This is a genomic window from Vibrio salinus (assembly GCF_021272385.1).
GTDB classification, from domain to species: domain Bacteria; phylum Pseudomonadota; class Gammaproteobacteria; order Enterobacterales; family Vibrionaceae; genus Vibrio; species Vibrio salinus.
In genome coordinates this window covers 114,403-133,943 of sequence record NZ_JAJSDZ010000005.1, presented here as the reverse complement: position 1 = coordinate 133,943, position 19,541 = coordinate 114,403, and the positions used below count along the sequence as shown (strand labels likewise).

Here is a 19,541-nt window from a genome sequence, read left to right as displayed (position 1 = left end):
CAATATATGATTATTCTTTTCTCATATTTATATTCACTTTGATTATTTGATCTGGGAACTCATAGGGAACATAATCGGTATGTATTATCTGCCTGACAGATAATACATATAACTAAACGCTGAGCCCTGTCGAATCAGCTACTATAGAAATCTGTTTTTTCATCTCGATGGCAATGTGATGTAAGGTGTTTAGTTCTTCATCTGTAAAAGGATGAATAAGAATTGATTCAGCCCCCATTCTGCCGACTACGGTTGGTAAACTAAGTGCAACATCTTGAAGTCCATATTCTCCTCTCAGTAATGTCCCTACCGGAAGGATTGATCGTTCATTAACGGCGACAGCCTGAATAATCCGAAAAACACTGGCAGAAATACCATGTGTCGTATTTTGTTTTCTTCTGAATATTTCAAAGCCAGCCTGTTTTACGGCATCCAGTAATTCATCTGAATCGATACGGGGAAGATTATTTGTTTCACAATAATAATCTATGGGTTGTCCACCAATACTAATCAGGCTTTTAGGCGTAAAGCAATGACTCCCGTGTTCACCTAACACATAGCCAAATATATTTTTGGGGTCGAGGTTTACCCGATGCGCGACAATAGACATTAGTCTTGCTGTATCGATGACACATCCGGCACTAATTATCTGGGATGGTGAATATCCAGTGTTTGCGACCATAAAATGTGTGACAATGTCACAAGGGTTGGTGACAACGATGATCACGGCATTTGGAGCAACTTTTTCAAGCTCTTTTGCAACAGAAACGCCTATCTGACTGTTTATTTCAGCCAGTTCAAGTCGGTTCTGATCTTTTTTTATCTGTGCTCCTGCTGTCATGACAATAATGTCGGAGCACGCAAGTTCCATAAAATTATCTGTCGGGATTACTTTTGTATTTTTTGAAAAAGTAAGTGAAGCAGTATGACGAAAGTCAAAGGCTTCTCCTTCAGCTCTGGATAGTGTTCTATCATACAATACCAGCTCTCTGATGCTTCCCAGCATTAAAAGATAATTACAAACGCCAACGCCGACAGCTCCGGCACCAATAACAGAAATTTTCATGATTTTCTCCCCTTCCATAGGAGCGCAATTATTTGTTTAATTTAATCCTAAATTATCAGTAAGTGCCTTGATTTCTTTTAAATCCATCTGATGCACTTTAAGTAACTGGTCAATCTGACTGATTCTTGAATTTGCTTCATCCTGCTTTGAACAGGCATCTGAATGGGCATCCCAGGACGTTCCTTCTAGATATGCATTACATTCTTTTCTCAGTCCCTGTATCTTTTCTTTCAAATCAAGTTTCTCTTTTTTCAGGCTTTCCACTTCTTGTTTTATTTTTAATTCTTTCTGAAATAGCTCGCGCGAACGTTCAAAAACAGAAGCCTGAATATTAGTTTGTTGATTTAAACGTTTGTTTTTGTTCTCTACAGATTTTAATGTGGTTTCCTGAGAAGAAAGCTGAGCCTGAAGTGTTTGTTTTTCTGCCTCCAGTGATTTCACTTTTTTATTTAATTCGGTTAGCTCTGCAGCATGATCTTCTTTTATGGTCTTTATTTGCTCTTCATATTCATTCTGAATCTTTTCTATCTCAGATTTATTTTTCTCGTTCGCTTTAGCGACAACTGCCGAGGCATCATTATTTATCTTATCTATACTGCTTTCCAGTTGAGTATATGATGTTTCCCAGTGGTTACTTGCAAGTGCTCCTCCGATCAGGCCTCCAAGTGCGATGCCCAGTACTGCGGCAATAAGAATGTATAAGTAGGATTTTTTATCGCGTTGTTCAATAAAAACCACATCCTCATCATGATGTTCCTGTTTACTGCTTTTTGTCTTTTCTGCTTCTTTCACAATTTCTCCTGATAGCTAGTGCGATAGTTCAGTTATAACCACAATGACGATATATACAGAAAGAGCGCCTAATATACCAGTCACAACACCTTTACGCAGACGTTCGTTGGAATCATACCGGATGAGAACGTAGGCTACTGCTATTAATACCAAAATGGCTAGTATTCTAATCATTTTACAGCCTCATATTCTTAATGTAATAAAAGTATATGGTGTTTTAGTCAGGAATTGGTATGAATTGAAAAAATGTCATGATTTTTTATTGCTATCAATCGTCTGATCCCTTAACATTTGCCCGCAGATTATCTTTGTATAAGATAATTGTTCCAGTGAAGACTGCAGGAGAGAGGTTATTAACCTACTTTTTACAAGTTGGTTAATATTACCCGCCGAAGAAGTAAATCTTTCAGGTGTATAACTCTATTGAGTTTGCAAGGACTGTAGTTGGAGGAACCTCTGGAGAGAATCGTTTAATCGATCGCCGAAGGAGCAAGTCCCTCACAGGGGTGAAACTCTCAGGCAAAAGGACAGAGGAGTGAAAGGCGACATTTTTTAACCTACCATTTGCTGTTTTAAGCTTCTGTTTGCTTACAATAAGTTTATATCAGCCACCTTTCCTCTTCTCCCTATTAGTTTTGTTTTTTAAGGGGAGTATATGAATCAAATACATGATGCTTTAAGTGCCATTGATAGCTTTATCTGGGGACCACCCCTTCTGATTTTGCTGGTGGGTACCGGTGTGTTTTTTACTTTTAAGCTTGGATTGCTACAGTTTCGCCATTTACCGACGGCATTAAAACTGGTTTTTGGCCGTTCATCTGATGATAAATCCGATGGTGATGTTTCGAGCTTTGCAGCACTTTGCACTGCCTTATCTGCCACTATTGGTACCGGTAATATTGTTGGTGTGGCTACCGCTATTAAATTAGGCGGCCCGGGCGCTTTATTCTGGATGTGGATGGCGGCTTTATTCGGCATGGCTACGAAGTATGCTGAATGTTTACTTGCGGTTAAATACCGTCAGGTAGATGAGAAAGGACAAATGGTTGGCGGACCTATGTTCTTTTTATTAAATGGTGTTGGTTCTAAATTTTTAGCTACGGCATTCGCCATTTTTGCCATTGGTGTAGCCTTCTTTGGTATCGGTACATTTCCACAGGTAAATGCAATTGTTGATGCGGCTAACATTTCATTTGGTGTTCCGCGAGGGCTTGCTGCACTGATTATTACAGTACTTGTGGCAACCGTCACTATCGGTGGTATTAAGTCTATCAGCCGCGTGGCTTCGAAAGTGGTACCTTCAATGGCGGTATTTTATGTAGTCGCATGTTTATCAGTGCTGATCAGTCAGTCTGAACATCTGATGGCTGCTGTTAGCCTTGTTATTACTTCTGCTTTTTCTAATTCAGCAGCAACCGGTGGTTTTGCCGGTGCATCCATCATGCTGGCTATACAATCTGGTGTTGCCCGAGGCGTATTTTCTAATGAATCTGGTTTAGGTAGCGCGCCAATGGCTGCCGCGGCAGCAAAAACAAACTCTTGTGTAAGACAAGGGTTGATTTCAATGACCGGTACATTTTTTGATACTATTTTAATTTGTACGATGACAGGATTGGCATTGATACTAACCGGAGCATGGAAAAGTGATTTTGCCGGTGCAGCAATGACGACTCATGCATTTGCGACAGGTTTAAATTCAGCGTCGTTTGGACCAATGCTCGTGACCATTGGTCTGATGTTCTTTGCTTTTACGACGATTCTTGGCTGGAATTATTATGGAGAGCGATGCGTTGTTTTTCTAATGGGTACAAAAGCTGTGCTGCCTTATAAAATTATTTTTATCGCTTTGGTTGCATCCGGTGCCTTTCTTCACCTTGAATTGATATGGATTATTGCTGATATTGTGAATGGACTGATGGCCATACCGAATTTGATTGGTTTATTGCTATTAAGAAATGTTGTTGTTGAAGAAACAAAAGCTTATTTTTCTGCAAGTGTAGGAGTGGCTGAGCCAGCAAACTCGTGATCTGAACGAAAATATAATTATACTAAAAAGGCCGGACTGAGTCAGGCCTTTTTAATTGTACTTACCGATTAATTAAGCACCATAGTATGCCTGACGATAGATTTCTTTAACGTCATCAACTGTTGGGTTGCCTGGGTTTGTAAGAGTACATGGGTCTGCATGCGCTCTTGTACTCATTCTATCTAGTACTTCTTTAAATTTGTCTTCGTTGAAATCAACTTCATCACAATCTTTAAAGCAAGATGGAATGCCAAGATCTTTATTTAGCTTTCTTACTGATTCTGCTAAATCATCCAAACCAATAAGGGACTCTGCAACTTTATATTTATCCGTAAATTGTTTATTGAAGTTGATAATATAAGGAAGCAGGATGGCATTGGCTAAGCCATGAGTTACACCAAATTCGCCACCAATTTTATGCGCCAGAGAATGAACAATACCAAGTGACGCATTTGTAAAGGCCATACCAGCCAGAGCGGAAGCATTATGCATATTGTAGCGTGCTTCTTTGTCATGACCATTATTAAAGGCTGTGCTGATGTTTTCAACAACAAGACGAATGGCTTCGATAGCATATGGATCAGTGAACGATGTTGCTGCTTTTGAAACTAATGCTTCAACCGCATGAGTCAGAACGTCCATACCGGTATTTGCTGTGATGTGGCCAGGCATTGTCTCTGGTAGTTTAGGATCCAGAATTGCGATATCAGGAACCATATCAGCCGCAACAATTGGGTATTTAATGTGATTTTCTGTATCGGTAATTACAGAAAATGCAGTAATTTCTGATGCTGTACCACTGGTAGAAGGTATAGCAATAAATTTTGCTTTATTACGAAGCGGTGGCATAGAACCGACTTCAATAATATCTTCAAATTTCAAATGTGGATGCTCATAAAAACACCACATTACTTTTGCAGCATCTAATGCAGAACCACCACCAATAGCAACAATCCAGTCAGGTTCGAACTGAATCATTGCCTCTGCACCACGCCATACAGTAGCAACTGATGGGTTTGGTTCTACACCTTCGATGATAATACTTTCAATTCCTGCTTTGGATAAGTGGCTCTGACATTGATCCAGAAAACCAAAACGTTTCATTGAACTACCGCCGGTAACAATTGCTGCTTTCTTACCTTTTAGGTTTGCCAGTTCTGCCAGAGCATCTTCGCCATAGATAATATCTCTAGGAACTGAGAATCGCATAATACCCATAGTAATCTCCATTTTTTTAAAATATAAGAGCTTCTGAGCACACAATATTCCTGTGAGTGAGATGAAATTCTGATATAAATCAGGAAAAATCAACTATTATGCTGTACAAGCCGAGTAAGATTTAAATTTGATGTCTCTATCACATCAGAATTGACTATACTGAACATGCTATCTGTCAAAAAATAGCTTGGTTCCCAGACCAAGTAATATCACCCCGGTTATACCTTCCATCCATTTTGTGAATTTTTGATTTTTGAGTAGCTTTTTCGCAGAGTTAAGCAGAACTGATAAACTGCATTGCCAGAACATAGCAATAGTAAAATGTATGCCGGCCATCATCCATGACTGTATTAATGGTGAATGGTCAGGAGACATAAACTGAGGAAGGAATGCGAGATAAAAAACAGCGGTTTTGGGGTTAAGAACATTCGAAAGGAAGCCCTCTCGCGCTGAACGAAGTGGTTGGCATTTCTGTAAGGTAGCGCCTGTAATCTGAATACTTTGTTCATTTTTTAAGAGTGATTTTATACTGGAAATGCCCAGCCAGATTAGATAAACCGCACCCAGCATTTTGATGGTGTGAAAAAGACTGGCTGACTGAGCAAGTATTGCAGAAATACCAATCGCAGAAAAAGTCGCATGAATAAATAATCCGCAGCAGATACCGAAACTGGTAATGCTTCCATCGGTTACACCTCCCCGGGAGGTATTACGAATGACTAACGCCGTATCGAGTCCGGGAGTTAATGTTAAGATAGTGATCGCAATAATGAATGCATGTAAGTTTTGAATATACATCAGACGCAGTACCTGTATTGAATAACTTGTTTGTTATACCTCAACTAAAATTTCTTGTCCTGTATCAGTTCATTCCAGATGGTCATTTCTCCATTTTCGCTATAACCGGTGTCGAGATTCCAGTTTTTTACCCAGTCGACAGGATGATTTTCTTTGATACTTTTCCATAGCAGATCAATATAAATGATGACTTGTTTTACACATAAATGAAAAATCTCATCGTAATCCAGTGTTCCAATGGGTGTGGGTAGCCGGGCGACAAACTGTTTATCTATTTCGTTGGCTGAAGGATATTTCAACCCCAGAAAAGCAGCAACATGTCTTGAAAATGGAAATAATTTATATTCATCTTCTACTAAGGCAATTACCCTTTTAAAAGATTGGTACCAAAGATTTAAATCCGGTTTTTCAGTCAAATTTTCCGGAGTTTGTTTAAGCAGGCCAGTGCGCCATATATTGCTAATGGTTTTGTTTAGTTCAAATGACGTAGTATCACTACAATACGTTAAACTTCTTGATACTCTTTCCTTAAATCCAATTTCCCCTATTCCCATGTATTTCCAAATATATGCATCCTGATGCATTTCACATATTCTGTGCTGCTGTTTATTTTTGGCATACGGTCCGACTTTTAACTCTATAACCGGATGAATGGTTATATCTGCAATAATATGAGCTAAATAACCACTGAGCCATGAATATGCCAGATTGAACTCCTGACCGGAAAGCGTTTTAACGTATTCAATCATATCTTTAAGCGATTCACCGACACTGCAGGTATGCATACAATCTGCCCATTGTGACTGAGCTTTATTTCTTAATACCATGTAGGGAAAATCCGGTGCAATTGAACCAAATTCAAAAATCTGTTGATTCATACTGAGTATTCGGCGTTGATGACTTGGCAACTGAAAGTGAAAGGACGATTCAGAAAGTACTTTATTTACGGCTGTAATGTGAGTAAAGGCTCCGGGCATAACAATGCTCTGATTTGTCATTTTATATTGAGGATACAAATATTCTGTGACAAATAAATTGCTAAAAAAATCGCACCAGCCAGAGAGTACAAGTGCGATTAAATATTACTAACAGAGCATTAATTGTAATTTAAATTGTTCTAAGCGTTTAAAGCTGCTCTTAGTTCAGAAATGTATTGTTGATATTCTTCTTCTGTAAGATGAACTTTAGGATCAGGAGTGATAGCAAATACATCACCCCAGCTTGGGCCATTTTCATATTTCGGTACCAGATGGAAATGCAGGTGCGGCAGTTTATCTCCGAATGCGCCATAGTTAATTTTGTCTGGATTAAAGACTGTCTCCATCGCTTTTACTGCTTTTGCAAGATCTTCTGCAAATAGAGGTAAATCTTCTGCAGGAATATTGCTAATCTCTTTTGCATGTCCTTTATAGGCAACGACACAACGACCTTTATATGTTTGATCTTTGAAAAAGAAAAATGTTGAAACATTCAAATCAGCGACTTCATACATCAAATTACTCAGTCTTTCATCTCTAGCGCAATATAAGCAGCTATTATCCATTTTAAATCCTCTGATTGTCAGTTCTAATAACGATGAAACAAACCATATCATTTAACATTTACGAAATATATGTTTCATGTCAAACTTTTAATAAAACAAAAAATTCATTAATCAGGTGCCACAAAGAATTAATAGAGCTATTTTTTCTATGAGATTTTAAATCTCATCTGGAACTGCCAGTAAAAAAAGTTCAACATTATAATGAGTTAATACTGCGAAGAATGAATAAAAGGATCCTAAAAATGAATCAGGAACTTGTCGCATTTAGTCTTGCATTGATCGGTATCATCGGATTGTGTTGCCAGTGGCTGGCCTGGCAGTTAAAGCTACCTGCTATTCTGTTTTTATTAGTCGCCGGGATTGTTGTAGGGCCTGTTTTGGGAGTACTGAATCCTCAGCAAATTTTGGGTGATCTTTTATTCCCGTTAGTATCTCTTGCTGTTGCGGTTATCCTTTTTGAAGGCAGTTTAACTTTGAATTTAAAAGAGATTCGCGGAGTCAGTAACACCGTATGGAGCATTATTTCGATAGGCTCGGTTATCTCCTGGACAATAACAAGTTTCGCCACGCATTTTTTGCTTGATTTTAACTGGGAACTATCGCTCTTGTTTGGCAGCTTAACAGTTGTTACCGGCCCTACTGTTATTGTTCCTCTTCTTCGTACTGTCCGACCTAATATCAATCTTTCCAATATTCTTCGGTGGGAAGGTATTTTAATCGATCCTTTAGGGGCACTACTTGTTGTTATCGTTTATGAATTTATCATCTCGAGTAGTGAAGCACATAGCCTTCATGTTTTTGTTTTGATTCTTATTGTTGGTTTTTCTTTTGGGATTTTATCGGGTTTTTGTGTCGGTATTGCCCTTAGAAAAGGTTGGATACCTGATTATTTACAGCCCATTGCCGTTTTAACGATTGTTTTGGGTGTTTTTGCTGCTTCCAATGTTCTGGAACCGGAGTCAGGGTTGTTATCCGTAACAATAATGGGGATGTGGCTGGCGAATACCAAGGGTGTTGATATCCGGAACATTCTTCATTTCAAAGAGCATCTGACCATTCTGTTCATTACCGGTTTATTCATATTACTTGCTGCCCGTATCAAATTAACTGATTTTCAGGCCCTGGGATGGAATGCGTTGTTTCTTTTTGTTGTTATACAGTTTCTTTCCAGACCCCTATCTATTGCGATTGCTACCTGCCGAAGTAAACTCAGCCGAAAAGAAAAAAGTTTTTTATCCTGGGTGGCCCCAAGAGGTATTGTTGCCGCATCCATTTCATCATTATTCGCGATTAAACTGAATTCAATAGGAATTGCAGAATCTAACTTACTGGTTCCACTCACATTCATGGTAATTATTGGGACAGTTGTACTTCAAAGTGCAACTGCCCGTCCTCTTGCTGTCTTTCTGGACGTTGCCGAACCGGCTCCCAGAGGTTTTCTCATCATTGGCGCCAATTCGGTTGCCCGGAAAATAGCAAAAGCAATTCAAAAGTACGATTGTCGGGTTTTGCTTTCAGATTCTAACTGGGATTATATTCGTAAAGCACGGATGGATGGTCTTGAATGTTATTTCGGGAATGCTATTTCCAATCATGCAGAAGAATATTTGAATCTTATTGGTTTGGGACATGTTCTGGCCGTTACTCCTGATAAACATTTTAATATTATGGCTTGTATGCGGTTAGTCAGAGATTTTGATAACAAAAGCGTTTTTTGCCTTCATGACAACGCCAATGTCAAAAATGCAGATAAGCACCGGGCGGCAGAAGAGTATCATGGTTTGTCTTTTCTTGGTGGACAGGTCAGTTATAAAAAGCTTGCCAGTTTATTTAATCAGGGCGCCGAAATTCGTCATACAAAAATTAATGAAACATTTAGCTATGATGATTATTTATCCGAATATCAGGATGATTTTGTGTTACCGCTTTTTATTGTTGATAAAAAAAATCGAATTCACATTTGTTATGAAATTGGCGGCAGAAAGCCAAAAGATGGGGAAACGTTTATCTCTTTAGTGAAAGAAGCTTAAAAACGGGCATGAATAGAGATGCCATATTCAATTAAATTTCCGGCATCAGGCAAGTCATCGATATTATCAAATTGTTGATACTGATAATAAGGGGTAATTGCCACCTGACTGAAAGGTCCCCAAACAGGAGTATGGATGAAACTTAGTGCAAGCTGAGTTCTGTTTCCGTCTGATGGCCCCGATGAAGCGTATATAGCACTGCTTGTCAGTAAGTTATATTCATATTTTAAGTTAATCTTCCACGCAGAATTGTGTATGTATTTTTCAATTTCTATTCCGACCGGGATGTATGTGCTAAAAAACAGATCCTGATCCAGATCTTCTTCTTCATAATGGTTTTCGGCATTACTGCTGTAGCCGACCCCTGTATAAGGGGTAATAGAATAGCTATAATGTTGAAAGTGATATTGAGCTACGACTGAGTTGTGGTTGACATGACTTGTTACAGTGTAATGATCAATGCGATTGATACCCGCTGATCCAAAAGCATATTTGGATGTCACGAATACCAAAGAAATCATATATGGAATTTTTTTCATGCAACACCCCAAGAATAATACTTAATTATTCCACTAAGTATAGTTGTAAAACCGGAGTATTGTCTGAAGAAACGCTAATTCAACTTTATCGGTCTATCTGTTACTCAACTGGTGCCGGTTTACTCTGTTGCATCATGAATGGCTTCTTTTGTTCCCTGAACCACATCATTTGTCGTTTGTTTGGTGTCATTCCAGATCTCTGAAGAATCCTTTTTCATTCCTTTCCAGGTTTCTGAACATCCGCTTAATAGCAGAGTGAAAGTAATAACAGTGATAACACTTTTCATCAGTTTTTCCTGACCGATTGTTTGACTGAATAATAATGTGAAGACACATGATAAAAATGAGTCGTCCAGATTCACTTTTATCATTGTATTCGTTTTGGGTGTTTAATCTTGTGTCAACTCTGAGTAATAATAACACTCACGACATAATTCTGGCATGAAAACTTTTTCCTTTCATTTTGCCATTATTAATTTTTTCTAACGCAAGTTTGGCTAAAGCCCTTTCAACAGCGACATAGGCCCAGATGTCATGTATCTGTATTTTTCCAACATTCTTACCCGAGATATCTTTTCCGGCAGTTAAAGCGCCTAAAATGTCCCCTGGCCTAAGTTTTTGTTTTTTCCCTGCTTCAATTCGAATACAACTCATAGAGGCTTGGCAAACTGAGTGATTAGGCAAATTGTCTTTAGGAATTGGACATAATGTTTGAATCCCTATTCTCTCTTCAAGTAACGCTAATTTGGTTTCGTCTTTAGGGCCGACAAGGCTCAGAGCCGCCCCTTTTTCTCCAGCTCTGCCGGTTCGCCCTATTCGATGTATATGGGTATCCGGATCATGGGCTAACTGATAGTTGACGACTAGATCAAGGGAATCAATATCCAACCCGCGAGCGGCAACATCAGTAGCTACTAAGATGGTAATACATTTTAATGAAAATAATGCTAGTGCCTGGTCTCGTTGTCGTTGATCCAGGTCCCCATGCAGGGCTTTAACATTAAATCCGACCACCTCAAGATAGTCTGCCATTTCCTGTGTTTCTCTTTTCGTGTTACAAAATACAACGGCACTTTCAGGTTGTTCTTGTAGTAACAATGTTTTTACTGCTGTTTGCCGGGTTTCAGAATCAGTTACCGAATAGAAAGTTTGCTCTATGCTTAACGAGTTTTGTTGATCTTCTATTTTTACACTGACCGGGTTGTTCATTGAATCTCTTGCTATCTGGGCAACAGATTCAGGAAAAGTAGCACTGAATAGTAAGGTTTGCTTTACTGAAGGCATGAATCTGTTTATGTCATCTAAGGCATCTGTAAAGCCCATTTCCAGCATACGGTCTGCTTCATCAAGTACAAATTGTTTTACATTATCAAGGTTTAACCTGCCTTTGTTCAGGTGATCCAGAATCCTTCCGGGAGTTCCGACAATAATATGAGCACCATGTTCCAGTGAGCCAATTTGTGGTCCGATAGCGACACCACCACAAAGTGTCAGAATTTTTATATTATGAATACCACGGGCAAATCTACGTAGTTCCTTTGCTACCTGATCGGCCAGTTCACGGGTTGGGCATAATATCAATGACTGAACACGAAAACGTTTCACATCAAGATGATCCAAAATTCCCAGACCAAATGCAGCTGTTTTTCCTGAACCTGTTTTTGCCTGCGCAAGGATGTCCTTTCCGTCGAGAATCAGCGGTAATGCCTCTTTCTGTATGGGTGTCATTTTGTTAAAGCCCAGTTCGGATAACGTACGGACCAGTAATGGGTTTAATTTTAGTGCGCAGAATTCAGTGTTCGATTTCAAGGTGTTTCCTACTGTCATTATGAGGAGAAAATACTGAGGCGCAGATTGTAGCAGTTGTCTTAATGACAAGATATGAATAATGAACTCAAGAAAAGGTATTCAGGTACAAAGTTTCGACTTTATCCCTCGCCCACTGTGTTCTACGTAAAAACTTAAGAGAGGACTTGATAGAAGGATCATTGTGAAAGCAATTTATTTTGATGTGCTGATGTAAGCCATTCCAGCCATAATGTTCAACCAGTCGGGTTAATATTTTTTCTAGTGTTAAACCGTGTAATGGGTTATTGGGTTGCTGAGTGCTCATTGTTTGTTCCCGGGGATGGAGTCTTTATCATTCTGAATATTTCGAATCACTATAGCAAAATTTTCTGGTATAGGGTGGCTTACAAAGTAGTTTAATTCCTCTCTGAGCGAAATTAACTATCCTGACCTATAGTAATATTTATTGATATAAGAATAATAAGGCAGAACGTGATATGTTTGGGATAAAGCGTCTTTTCTCTTCTTCGTCATCTTTTTCAAGCACACAGAGTGAACTGGTTAAAACATTACTGACAATGGCATGGTTCGTTGAGGCTCGGGATCCCTATACCGGCGGTCATTTATGGCGGGTCTCCAGATTTGCTTATGAGGTTTCCAATGAACTCGAACTGAATGAAAAGACGTCTGTTATCATTAGTTTAGGTGGTTTTTTGCACGATCTGGGGAAAATAAGCATTCCAGATGAAATTTTAAATAAAACCGGACGTTTAACGGATGAGGAATATGACATTATTAAAACTCATCCTGCCATGGGTCATAAATTATTAAGTACACACCCCCTTTCTCATTTAGTAGAAGATGCCGTTCTTTCACACCATGAAAGGCCCGACGGAAAAGGCTATCCTCATGGTTTGAAAGAAAAAGATATTTCTCAAATGGCCAGGATCATCGGTGTTTGTGATGCTTTTGATGCTATGACCAGTTCAAGACCATATCGTGCAGGTATGCCCAAGAAAAAAGCAATGTCTATTCTTGTGGAAGAACAAACCAAACAGTTTGATAAAGATGTGGTGCAGGCCTTTATTTCATTGGATGAGAAAGGAGTTTTGGATCATATTATCGGTCATTCCGATGAAGGAATTCCTCTTGAAGTTTGCCCTATGTGTGGTCCTGTTCTCGTTGTTCAGAAAGAAAATAAGGAAGGAGATAAAATTTATTGTCGCAACTGTACTGGTGAATTTTCTCTTGCAATGAAAAACGGAAAGCTTTTACCTGTTCCTACTGGTGGACAAGGTAAACCGGAGGATCTGATTGCTCAGGAAGATCTGCATATTCTTGGCGCAATGTTAAACCAGACCAGCCAATATTTAACAGATATAGGGATTTAGAAGCCTTTTATACTTAAATACTGTGGATGGGAATAAAAAACTGGCTTCTTACATTGATAAAACCAATAAGAAGCCAGCGATAAATTTAGTTACTACTTTTTAACTAATGTGATTATTCTTCTTCGCCTTTATTTGATTTAGTTACATAATAAAAAGCTGAAGCAAAATAAATGATAGTTGGAATAATTGCCATTGATTTAAAGCTTTCTAACTTAGTCAGGAAATTGCCATGGAAGTTAAATGTATTAATACACATAATAGCAAGAACAACCAGTGACAAAATAGTAATCCATTTGGCTACTTTTATATCAAATGGAGTCTGTTTAGCTTCTTGTTCAGATTCATCTAAATCAGATTCTTTAAATGGAGGTGCAATATAAAGAGTCTCTTTATCAGCGGTAATATTTCCCGCTTCCATTTTCACCAGTACCACATAAAGAACCAAAGCGAAAACAAATGCTGGAATGAAGGCGAAGAATAAATCAATATATCCACCAAGTACAGCAGCGTATGCTAATACAACAGTTAACCCCCAGGTAATAGCGGCCGGTTTATTTAATGATTGACCTTTAATTTCATTCCAACAGCGAGCTACACCAAGCTTAGGAAGAATAAAGAACTCACCAACTAAGATTGCACCGATAGGCAAACTTAACAGGTTTACATAGTTAGTAATTGGCATCCAGTATTGGAATACAAATGGAAAACATCCTATAACCATGCCGATACCACCGGCAACAATAGTAGTTTTTGTTCTGGACGGACTGTTAGTTAATGCCTGAAATGCAACACCGGCGCGGTAGAAACTTGGGTTAGAAGTTGTCCAGCCAGCCAGGAGTACTGCCAAAATACCAATTAAGCCTAATGACTGATAAGCAACATCACCGGAGTCAATAGCAACAATATTTTCTTTCAGTGCAGTTGCGGCAAGTGCTCCCATTAAACCTGCCATACACCATGCAAGAGTGTGACCGATAAACATACCAAATGCAGAGAAGAAACCGTACCAGCTTTTTCTGGCAAAACGTAGAGTACTCATATCGCCCATTGCTAAATGGTGCGGAATATTACAACACCATGCAAATGCAGCAATTTCCCATAGTGTTATTGAAGGTCGGCCATCAGGCGTTACTCCCGTCCATACAAACTCCTTGGCAATGTGAGGAATCTGTGACAAAGAGACAGAATCCTGTCCTAAAGTGACATAAGCAAGGTATGGGAAAGCCAGCATTCCTCCCATAGCAAAGCATAAAGTTATCCACGGAGCACAAATACTGGCAAATTGAGATAGACGTCTAAAGCCTGCTACGGCCAATAAAACCACTATAGCGCCAATACAACATGCCAGAAAGGCAAAACCAAACGTCTCCGGATACCAGGCGGCATTAAACTTCATACCAAACAATACCCGCATAGCGGAGGTGGAAACGGTGACCATCGCTGCGCCTACAAGCAAAAAAGTCAAACCATTTATTAAATTAAATAAAGCACAGAATTTTGATCCCGCAACTTTTTCAAGAAAAGCATAAAGGCTTAGACGTGTTTTGGTGGCAACTGGTGCACATAATAACGCCCAGCATAATACAGCGATCATGTTTCCTAGTAATAAACCTGCCACAACGTCAAATGCTCTCGCGCCCCACATTACAAAGGTTACACCAAATACAAATTCGGTTCCGGCGACATGTTCACCGGAAAATGCCCCAATAAAATGGCCTGCCCCGAGAAGATTTTTATTTTCTATGGGCTTATCTCTTGCCTCTTCTGCTGGTGAAGCCGAGGTGTCAGTAAGAGCGGTATCAATAGTTGTTTCCGTCATAATCAGACTCTCTTAATAATGTTATTAGATGGAAAATCATTCATTTATTTAAATGATATAAATATTAGTTTCCCTATCAATGCAGAATATTAAAGCATTTAAAATAAACATATATCTTTTGTTGTTTTATTTATAATAATTTGTTTCGTATTGTTTTATTGTTTTGTCCATAAAAAGGACTGCTTGTATTTTGGGTTAAAAATACAAATTATTTTGTGATCAATAGCTTGTCTTTTATTATTGAATTTATTTTTTATATTTATAAAAGAAATACAATAAAAAACTCAATTTAACTTTTATATTAAATTGATATTGGAAATATCATCAAATTATACTATTTTTATAACTTATGACATAATGGTTCAATATTTTAAAGCAATACATAAAATGGATTTTTATTTTAATTTAGTTTTCTATTTACCAGTATCTTTAGGGTGCGAGCATACTTAACCCAAAGAGGACTCGAGATAGATAATCGCCGTCCTACCCAGCCTTATTCAAGTTCATTGGTGCTTTGCAATCCATAATGTTGTCCTAACTTTGGCCAAATCATCATGATTACCGGCATTATCTACCATGGTATAACACTTAGAAACGTAAGGCGGGATTGTCACGGGAGTTTCATCTTAAAGACTGTTGGTTGTTCCATTCAAGCATTGTTGATTCGGCAGGTATGCCCAAGAAAAAAGCAATGCCTATTCTTGTGGAAGAACAAACCAAACAGTTTGATAAAGATGTGGTACAGGTCTTTATTTCATTGGATGAGAAAGGAATTTTGGATCATATTATCGGTCATTCCGATGAAGGAATTCTTTTTGAAGTTTGCCCTATGTGTGGGTCTGTTCTCGTTGTACAGAAAGAAAACAAGGAGGGAAATAAAATTTATTGTCGTAATTGTACCGGTGAATTTTCTCTTGCTATGCAAAACGGAAAGCTTTACCTGTTCCTACCGGTGGACAAGGTAAACCGGAAAATCTGCATGTTCTTGGTGCAATGTTAAACCTGATCAGCTAGTATTTAACGGATATGGGGATTTAGATTGTTTGTTTAAAAGTTAATCCCCAGAGTTGAAATTAAGGAAAATGGCTTCTTATAGTCAAAATATAAATAAGAATCTAGTATTAATTATAAATACTGCTTAGTTTTACACATCTCTCAACCCAGAGATTATATCTTTTATCATTGTTTGAAATTTTTTCTAATTTATCAGGATAAAATAGAGTGATGTTTTGATCTGAAAATGCACAGTTAAATTTTTTACTCAACCTTATATCATCATACAGATTTGGTTTTTTACTAAACAGTATCCCTGATTTATTAAAGACAATTGATGTATTATTCGGCTCATTGATTTCAATAATAATAAGATCTAATTGATGATCTTTATTTAAGTCTACGAATCTGTATTTATATTTCAAAAATTCAGGTTCAACATCGTATTGTAATGCTTGATTTATATTATGATGATGAACTAAAATTCCCCCCTTTTTTATTACTACCTCATCATTTAATGCATAAGTACCAAAACTAATAAAACTAATAAAACTAATAAAACTAATAAAGCTAATCATCTTTTTCATTTACTTATCCCAAGACTTTTTTTCGCTCGATTCAAAGCAATCGCGTAAAGTAAAAATGAGCCAGTTACGGCTCGTTGAATATGATTTTAATTAATGAAATAGTGTCTTATCGATATCTGAAAAATTTTCAAGTCGATAATTTATAGGTGGGATGGTTACCTTGTCCACTTTATCCCATGGAACAGGAATAATACTTGACCCCTCTTTCTTTGCATTTTTTATTAAAGGATCAATATAAAAAGTATAATCGTTGGGATCATATTCATTAGGCACTTTTGTTTTGATAGTTTTATCCGGCTCTTGATCACTAATGTACGTATATCTACCACAACCATACAACCAAGTTTTTACATGGCCATTAGGTAAAAAACCTAACACTATTGTGTTATGGTAACAGTCAGAATGAGTCAAATCGTCATGTTCCCGATAATTCATAAACTTCATAATATCATTAGAAAAATGGATTTTAGTGTAATATAGCGTATTATCAAATAAAGAAACCCACTTGATATACATACTGTCTGGCGGCACTGAATTTCTCATTGGTTGATCTAATGTACTATTAAGATACGGAGTGAGTACTATTCCATATCCATCATAATAATTCTTATCGTAGTATCTTCTGACACTTTTTAGAGAGCTGCTGTTACCTGCCCTAACTAGCCCTATTAGTGGTACAGTCCAATCTTCTTGATTATTTATGCCATAAATTTCGATAGCTTTAATAGGATAATATGATGGCCTTGCTACTTTCACACGCCACGATGGAGTATCACTTCTTTGAGCCAATGAATAATTATTTGTACAGCCAAAACAAATAAGCCCAATACTTAAAGTAAAAAATTTAACTATTTTTTTCACAATCATGCCTTGTACGTTGATATATTCCATGTTGAACGAATGGGTGACCAGAAATATTATCTCCTGAAGAGTGGTGAATTAAGTTAGATAACATCAGCTCTTTTAATAAATCTGTTGAGCCAAGCTTAGATTTTAACCTGCCAATTTCCCCTATTTGTGCTAGTGAGAGAACTTCATCACATAATGACTGAAAATTCATTAATCCACCTCCGCGTTTTGTTAGTTTATCAGGAACACGGAAATATTGGTTATTACCCCAAACACGAATATCAGTATCTTTTTCGTCAATATCACTTATCGGTAATTGATGATATTCAGCCAAACCATACATTAACCTCAGATACAGCCTTGATAAATCCCCTTCTACAACCCTGTCAACGTATAATGAACCAATCATTTCTTTATGTTCACTATTGATACGGCGAGTTTCTATTTCTATCTCTCCAAAATCATCAGCATGCCATCCGGCTTGGATTTCCATGTTTTTGTATTTTTCTAATTTGCTGCGAATTTTTCTTTCTAGATATGTAGTACTTAGGCTATCTAATCGATAACGAATACGTTTTACGAGTTTTTTCTCTAAACGTGGCAATAAATAATTATCGTCTGTATAAGACATCTTTGAATGGTAGCCGCCACCAATATCTGAATGCGCCCCTGGTAAGATAAATTCATGGAAATGGCCGGAGGAGTTCAGTTTATTGACACTGAAGCATTTTCGACATTCGATATTATCATTGGCTGTTAAATGGATGGCACGAGATACCCGGTTAGGATCTAACCATAATTTCACATCGCCATTGTCATCGTTATGTGGGCTAAAGTCTAAATCGGTAAAATCTACAATCGCTGCGACGGTATCAAATAGTCCGGCAAAGGTCACTTCAACATACGAATTATCATTCCAGTCAAAGCCAGAAATCATACCCAAATCAGGTTGCTTCTTACCTACCTTTTCAAAAATCTGGTCTCTTAAAGGGTTTTCCTTTGACATGAGAATCCGGTTGATAAAATGTCTCGCAGCAGCAGAGCCGCGGCTAAAACCAAACACATCAAACTCTAGTTTATTAATTCCGTCATAAATACCCTCACGAATAATGGTATCCAAAGCTGTGTCACACTGCTCTGAAATTTGTTTAATCCCTTCAGTGGTTTTGGCAATTACACCATAATCACCGGTACCAAATCCTTTACCAAGAAGAGATTCATCAGCGGGCTTAATTTCCGTCTCATTCCCCGTACCAATCCCAGTAATATACTGGGATATGACGTAAGCGGTTGAGTTTGAATTAAATTCATTTTTAACATACAACTGATACAGTTTCTGCACATTCGTTAATTCATTTGAGGCACTGCCTTCGACCCGCTCATCATCCTGCCAGAACCACATTTTGTCTTCATGTGGCAGTGTGTAGCATGCTTTCGATAAACTTTTAATTTTAAATTTATTTTTATCCACCTGACTATAAGTGCATGGGTGCTTTTTATCTTGAGTATACAACGCCCGCCATCGGCTTTTATAGGCGTCGAACTGTTTCTTACCCCATTCCGCGCTGTAAGTATTGTTTGCCGTACCATCGAAAAAAGCCCCAATTCTTAGCGTGATATAATTAAATGCTCTGACTTCCAGCACATAGCTTTTATCTGTGACTAATTTTAACGTTTCTGCCTGACCAGCCAGATGTCGCTGCGGTAAATTTTGCTCTGGATGTTCATCAGAATTTTTAATTTCTGTTAAATCTCCTGCCGTAATTTTTACGAATTTAGGAGACGTTTTTTTATACCCGACATAACCTTGTGCATATTCTGCCGTTGGTTCTTCATCTGGGTTCGGTTTTCTTTTTTTGTCCTGAGCATCCGTAATCCATTTATCGTAATCCAGTGTTAACGTTACTATTCCGGCAGCAAGACGGGTTAACAAGATTGGAGAGCTATTTAATGTGATTTTATGTTGATTACCAACTGCATCGGTTAAAATACCGGGAATGTTGTTAAATGGTTTGTTATGTTCGTCTCTGACAAGGATTTCAATCCAATGAGATAGTTTTTCACAACGGACGCAATGTTGATCTGATACTCCTGAACTCATT

General features: G+C 38.0%; 19 protein-coding genes and 1 riboswitch. Of the genes, 4 read left to right on the top strand and 15 right to left on the bottom strand.

Features of this window, described 5'->3' with window-relative positions; all coding sequences use genetic code 11:
• Positions 1-112: 112 nt before the first annotated feature.
• The 3 genes from LRQ06_RS00760 to LRQ06_RS00750 are packed head-to-tail and all read right to left on the bottom strand — an operon-like array spanning position 113 to position 2,032.
• A complete protein-coding gene (locus tag LRQ06_RS00760) occupies positions 113-1,066 on the bottom strand; it encodes a lactate/malate family dehydrogenase (protein WP_232764533.1) in 954 nt (317 codons plus the stop codon).
• A gap of 36 nt (positions 1,067-1,102) precedes the next feature.
• Positions 1,103-1,858, bottom strand: a complete 756-nt coding sequence (locus LRQ06_RS00755) for a chromosome partitioning protein ParA (protein ID WP_232764532.1) — start codon at positions 1,856-1,858, stop codon at positions 1,103-1,105.
• 15 nt (positions 1,859-1,873) lie between these two features.
• Positions 1,874-2,032, bottom strand: coding sequence for a hypothetical protein (locus LRQ06_RS00750; RefSeq protein ID WP_232764531.1), 159 nt, complete (start codon positions 2,030-2,032; stop codon positions 1,874-1,876).
• Positions 2,033-2,304: 272 nt separating this feature from the next.
• Positions 2,305-2,399, top strand: a riboswitch (glycine riboswitch).
• 114 nt (positions 2,400-2,513) lie between these two features.
• On the opposite strand from LRQ06_RS00750, the gene LRQ06_RS00745 reads away from it, so the two are divergent.
• Positions 2,514-3,884, top strand: a complete 1,371-nt coding sequence (locus tag LRQ06_RS00745) for an alanine/glycine:cation symporter family protein (RefSeq protein WP_232764530.1) — start codon at positions 2,514-2,516, stop codon at positions 3,882-3,884.
• 72 nt (positions 3,885-3,956) lie between these two features.
• Here the strand turns inward: LRQ06_RS00745 and LRQ06_RS00740 are convergent, their stop codons facing one another.
• The 4 genes from LRQ06_RS00740 to LRQ06_RS00725 all read right to left on the bottom strand — a co-directional run bounded on the left by LRQ06_RS00740 (position 3,957) and on the right by LRQ06_RS00725 (position 7,443).
• Positions 3,957-5,102 (bottom strand): iron-containing alcohol dehydrogenase, encoded by a 1,146-nt coding sequence (locus LRQ06_RS00740; RefSeq protein ID WP_232764529.1) that lies wholly within the window; start codon positions 5,100-5,102, stop codon positions 3,957-3,959.
• Positions 5,103-5,270: 168 nt separating this feature from the next.
• Entirely contained in the window at positions 5,271-5,900 is a 630-nt protein-coding gene (locus tag LRQ06_RS00735) for a LysE family translocator (protein ID WP_232764528.1), read from the bottom strand.
• Between the two features lie 44 nt (positions 5,901-5,944).
• Positions 5,945-6,898: a zinc dependent phospholipase C family protein gene (locus tag LRQ06_RS00730; protein ID WP_232764527.1), complete on the bottom strand. Its 954-nt coding sequence runs from the start codon at positions 6,896-6,898 to the stop codon at positions 5,945-5,947.
• 119 nt (positions 6,899-7,017) lie between these two features.
• On the bottom strand, positions 7,018-7,443 hold the full coding sequence (locus tag LRQ06_RS00725) for an HIT family protein (RefSeq protein WP_232764526.1): 426 nt from the start codon (positions 7,441-7,443) through the stop codon (positions 7,018-7,020).
• Between the two features lie 242 nt (positions 7,444-7,685).
• On the opposite strand from LRQ06_RS00725, the gene LRQ06_RS00720 reads away from it, so the two are divergent.
• Positions 7,686-9,473, top strand: coding sequence for a cation:proton antiporter (locus LRQ06_RS00720; protein WP_232764525.1), 1,788 nt, complete (start codon positions 7,686-7,688; stop codon positions 9,471-9,473).
• Here LRQ06_RS00720 and LRQ06_RS00715 read toward each other — a convergent pair.
• The 4 genes from LRQ06_RS00715 to LRQ06_RS00700 all read right to left on the bottom strand — a co-directional run bounded on the left by LRQ06_RS00715 (position 9,470) and on the right by LRQ06_RS00700 (position 12,125).
• On the bottom strand, positions 9,470-10,012 hold the full coding sequence (locus LRQ06_RS00715) for an OmpW family outer membrane protein (RefSeq protein WP_232764524.1): 543 nt from the start codon (positions 10,010-10,012) through the stop codon (positions 9,470-9,472). The genes LRQ06_RS00720 and LRQ06_RS00715 overlap by 4 nt on opposite strands.
• 119 nt (positions 10,013-10,131) lie before the next feature.
• Positions 10,132-10,299, bottom strand: coding sequence for an entericidin EcnAB (locus LRQ06_RS00710; protein WP_232764523.1), 168 nt, complete (start codon positions 10,297-10,299; stop codon positions 10,132-10,134).
• Positions 10,300-10,435: 136 nt separating this feature from the next.
• Positions 10,436-11,839, bottom strand: coding sequence for an ATP-dependent RNA helicase DbpA (gene dbpA / locus LRQ06_RS00705; protein WP_373054800.1), 1,404 nt, complete (start codon positions 11,837-11,839; stop codon positions 10,436-10,438).
• Between the two features lie 67 nt (positions 11,840-11,906).
• Complete coding sequence (locus tag LRQ06_RS00700) at positions 11,907-12,125, bottom strand: VF530 family protein (RefSeq protein WP_232764521.1); 219 nt, start codon at positions 12,123-12,125, stop codon at positions 11,907-11,909.
• 172 nt (positions 12,126-12,297) lie between these two features.
• On the opposite strand from LRQ06_RS00700, the gene LRQ06_RS00695 reads away from it, so the two are divergent.
• Positions 12,298-13,191, top strand: a complete 894-nt coding sequence (locus LRQ06_RS00695; protein ID WP_232764520.1) for an HD-GYP domain-containing protein — start codon at positions 12,298-12,300, stop codon at positions 13,189-13,191.
• 112 nt (positions 13,192-13,303) lie between these two features.
• Here the strand turns inward: LRQ06_RS00695 and LRQ06_RS00690 are convergent, their stop codons facing one another.
• The gene (locus LRQ06_RS00690) at positions 13,304-15,010 is read right to left on the bottom strand and encodes a purine-cytosine permease family protein (protein ID WP_232764519.1); all 1,707 of its coding nucleotides are present in this window, start codon (positions 15,008-15,010) and stop codon (positions 13,304-13,306) included.
• Positions 15,011-15,617: 607 nt separating this feature from the next.
• On the opposite strand from LRQ06_RS00690, the gene LRQ06_RS00685 reads away from it, so the two are divergent.
• Positions 15,618-16,010, top strand: a complete 393-nt coding sequence (locus tag LRQ06_RS00685; RefSeq protein ID WP_232764518.1) for a hypothetical protein — start codon at positions 15,618-15,620, stop codon at positions 16,008-16,010.
• Between the two features lie 121 nt (positions 16,011-16,131).
• On the opposite strand, the gene LRQ06_RS00680 is transcribed toward LRQ06_RS00685, so the two are convergent.
• From LRQ06_RS00680 to LRQ06_RS00670, 3 genes are all read right to left on the bottom strand, one after another.
• Complete coding sequence (locus tag LRQ06_RS00680) at positions 16,132-16,590, bottom strand: hypothetical protein (RefSeq protein ID WP_232764517.1); 459 nt, start codon at positions 16,588-16,590, stop codon at positions 16,132-16,134.
• 90 nt (positions 16,591-16,680) lie between these two features.
• Positions 16,681-17,451 (bottom strand): DUF2931 family protein, encoded by a 771-nt coding sequence (locus tag LRQ06_RS00675; RefSeq protein ID WP_232764516.1) that lies wholly within the window; start codon positions 17,449-17,451, stop codon positions 16,681-16,683.
• On the bottom strand, positions 17,435-19,540 hold the full coding sequence (locus LRQ06_RS00670) for a phospholipase effector Tle1 domain-containing protein (RefSeq protein WP_232764515.1): 2,106 nt from the start codon (positions 19,538-19,540) through the stop codon (positions 17,435-17,437). The genes LRQ06_RS00675 and LRQ06_RS00670 overlap by 17 nt, the downstream gene beginning before the upstream one ends.
• Position 19,541: the final 1 nt, after the last annotated feature.

Bases quoted from the DNA above. Each gene is read 5' to 3' on its own strand.
- LRQ06_RS00740 (WP_232764529.1), bottom strand. From the start codon at position 5,102: ATGGGTATTATGCGATTCTCAGTTCCTAGAGATATTATCTATGGCGAA.
- LRQ06_RS00680 (WP_232764517.1), bottom strand. From the start codon at position 16,590: ATGAAAAAGATGATTAGCTTTATTAGTTTTATTAGTTTTATTAGTTTT.
- LRQ06_RS00720 (WP_232764525.1), top strand. From the start codon at position 7,686: ATGAATCAGGAACTTGTCGCATTTAGTCTTGCATTGATCGGTATCATC.
- LRQ06_RS00695 (WP_232764520.1), top strand. From the start codon at position 12,298: ATGTTTGGGATAAAGCGTCTTTTCTCTTCTTCGTCATCTTTTTCAAGC.
- LRQ06_RS00760 (WP_232764533.1), bottom strand. From the start codon at position 1,066: ATGAAAATTTCTGTTATTGGTGCCGGAGCTGTCGGCGTTGGCGTTTGT.
- LRQ06_RS00690 (WP_232764519.1), bottom strand. From the start codon at position 15,010: ATGACGGAAACAACTATTGATACCGCTCTTACTGACACCTCGGCTTCA.
- LRQ06_RS00670 (WP_232764515.1), bottom strand. From the start codon at position 19,540: ATGAGTTCAGGAGTATCAGATCAACATTGCGTCCGTTGTGAAAAACTA.
- LRQ06_RS00750 (WP_232764531.1), bottom strand. From the start codon at position 2,032: ATGATTAGAATACTAGCCATTTTGGTATTAATAGCAGTAGCCTACGTT.
- LRQ06_RS00725 (WP_232764526.1), bottom strand. From the start codon at position 7,443: ATGGATAATAGCTGCTTATATTGCGCTAGAGATGAAAGACTGAGTAAT.
- LRQ06_RS00730 (WP_232764527.1), bottom strand. From the start codon at position 6,898: ATGACAAATCAGAGCATTGTTATGCCCGGAGCCTTTACTCACATTACA.
- LRQ06_RS00735 (WP_232764528.1), bottom strand. From the start codon at position 5,900: ATGTATATTCAAAACTTACATGCATTCATTATTGCGATCACTATCTTA.
- LRQ06_RS00745 (WP_232764530.1), top strand. From the start codon at position 2,514: ATGAATCAAATACATGATGCTTTAAGTGCCATTGATAGCTTTATCTGG.
- dbpA (WP_373054800.1), bottom strand. From the start codon at position 11,839: ATGACAGTAGGAAACACCTTGAAATCGAACACTGAATTCTGCGCACTA.
- LRQ06_RS00700 (WP_232764521.1), bottom strand. From the start codon at position 12,125: ATGAGCACTCAGCAACCCAATAACCCATTACACGGTTTAACACTAGAA.
- LRQ06_RS00715 (WP_232764524.1), bottom strand. From the start codon at position 10,012: ATGAAAAAAATTCCATATATGATTTCTTTGGTATTCGTGACATCCAAA.
- LRQ06_RS00710 (WP_232764523.1), bottom strand. From the start codon at position 10,299: ATGAAAAGTGTTATCACTGTTATTACTTTCACTCTGCTATTAAGCGGA.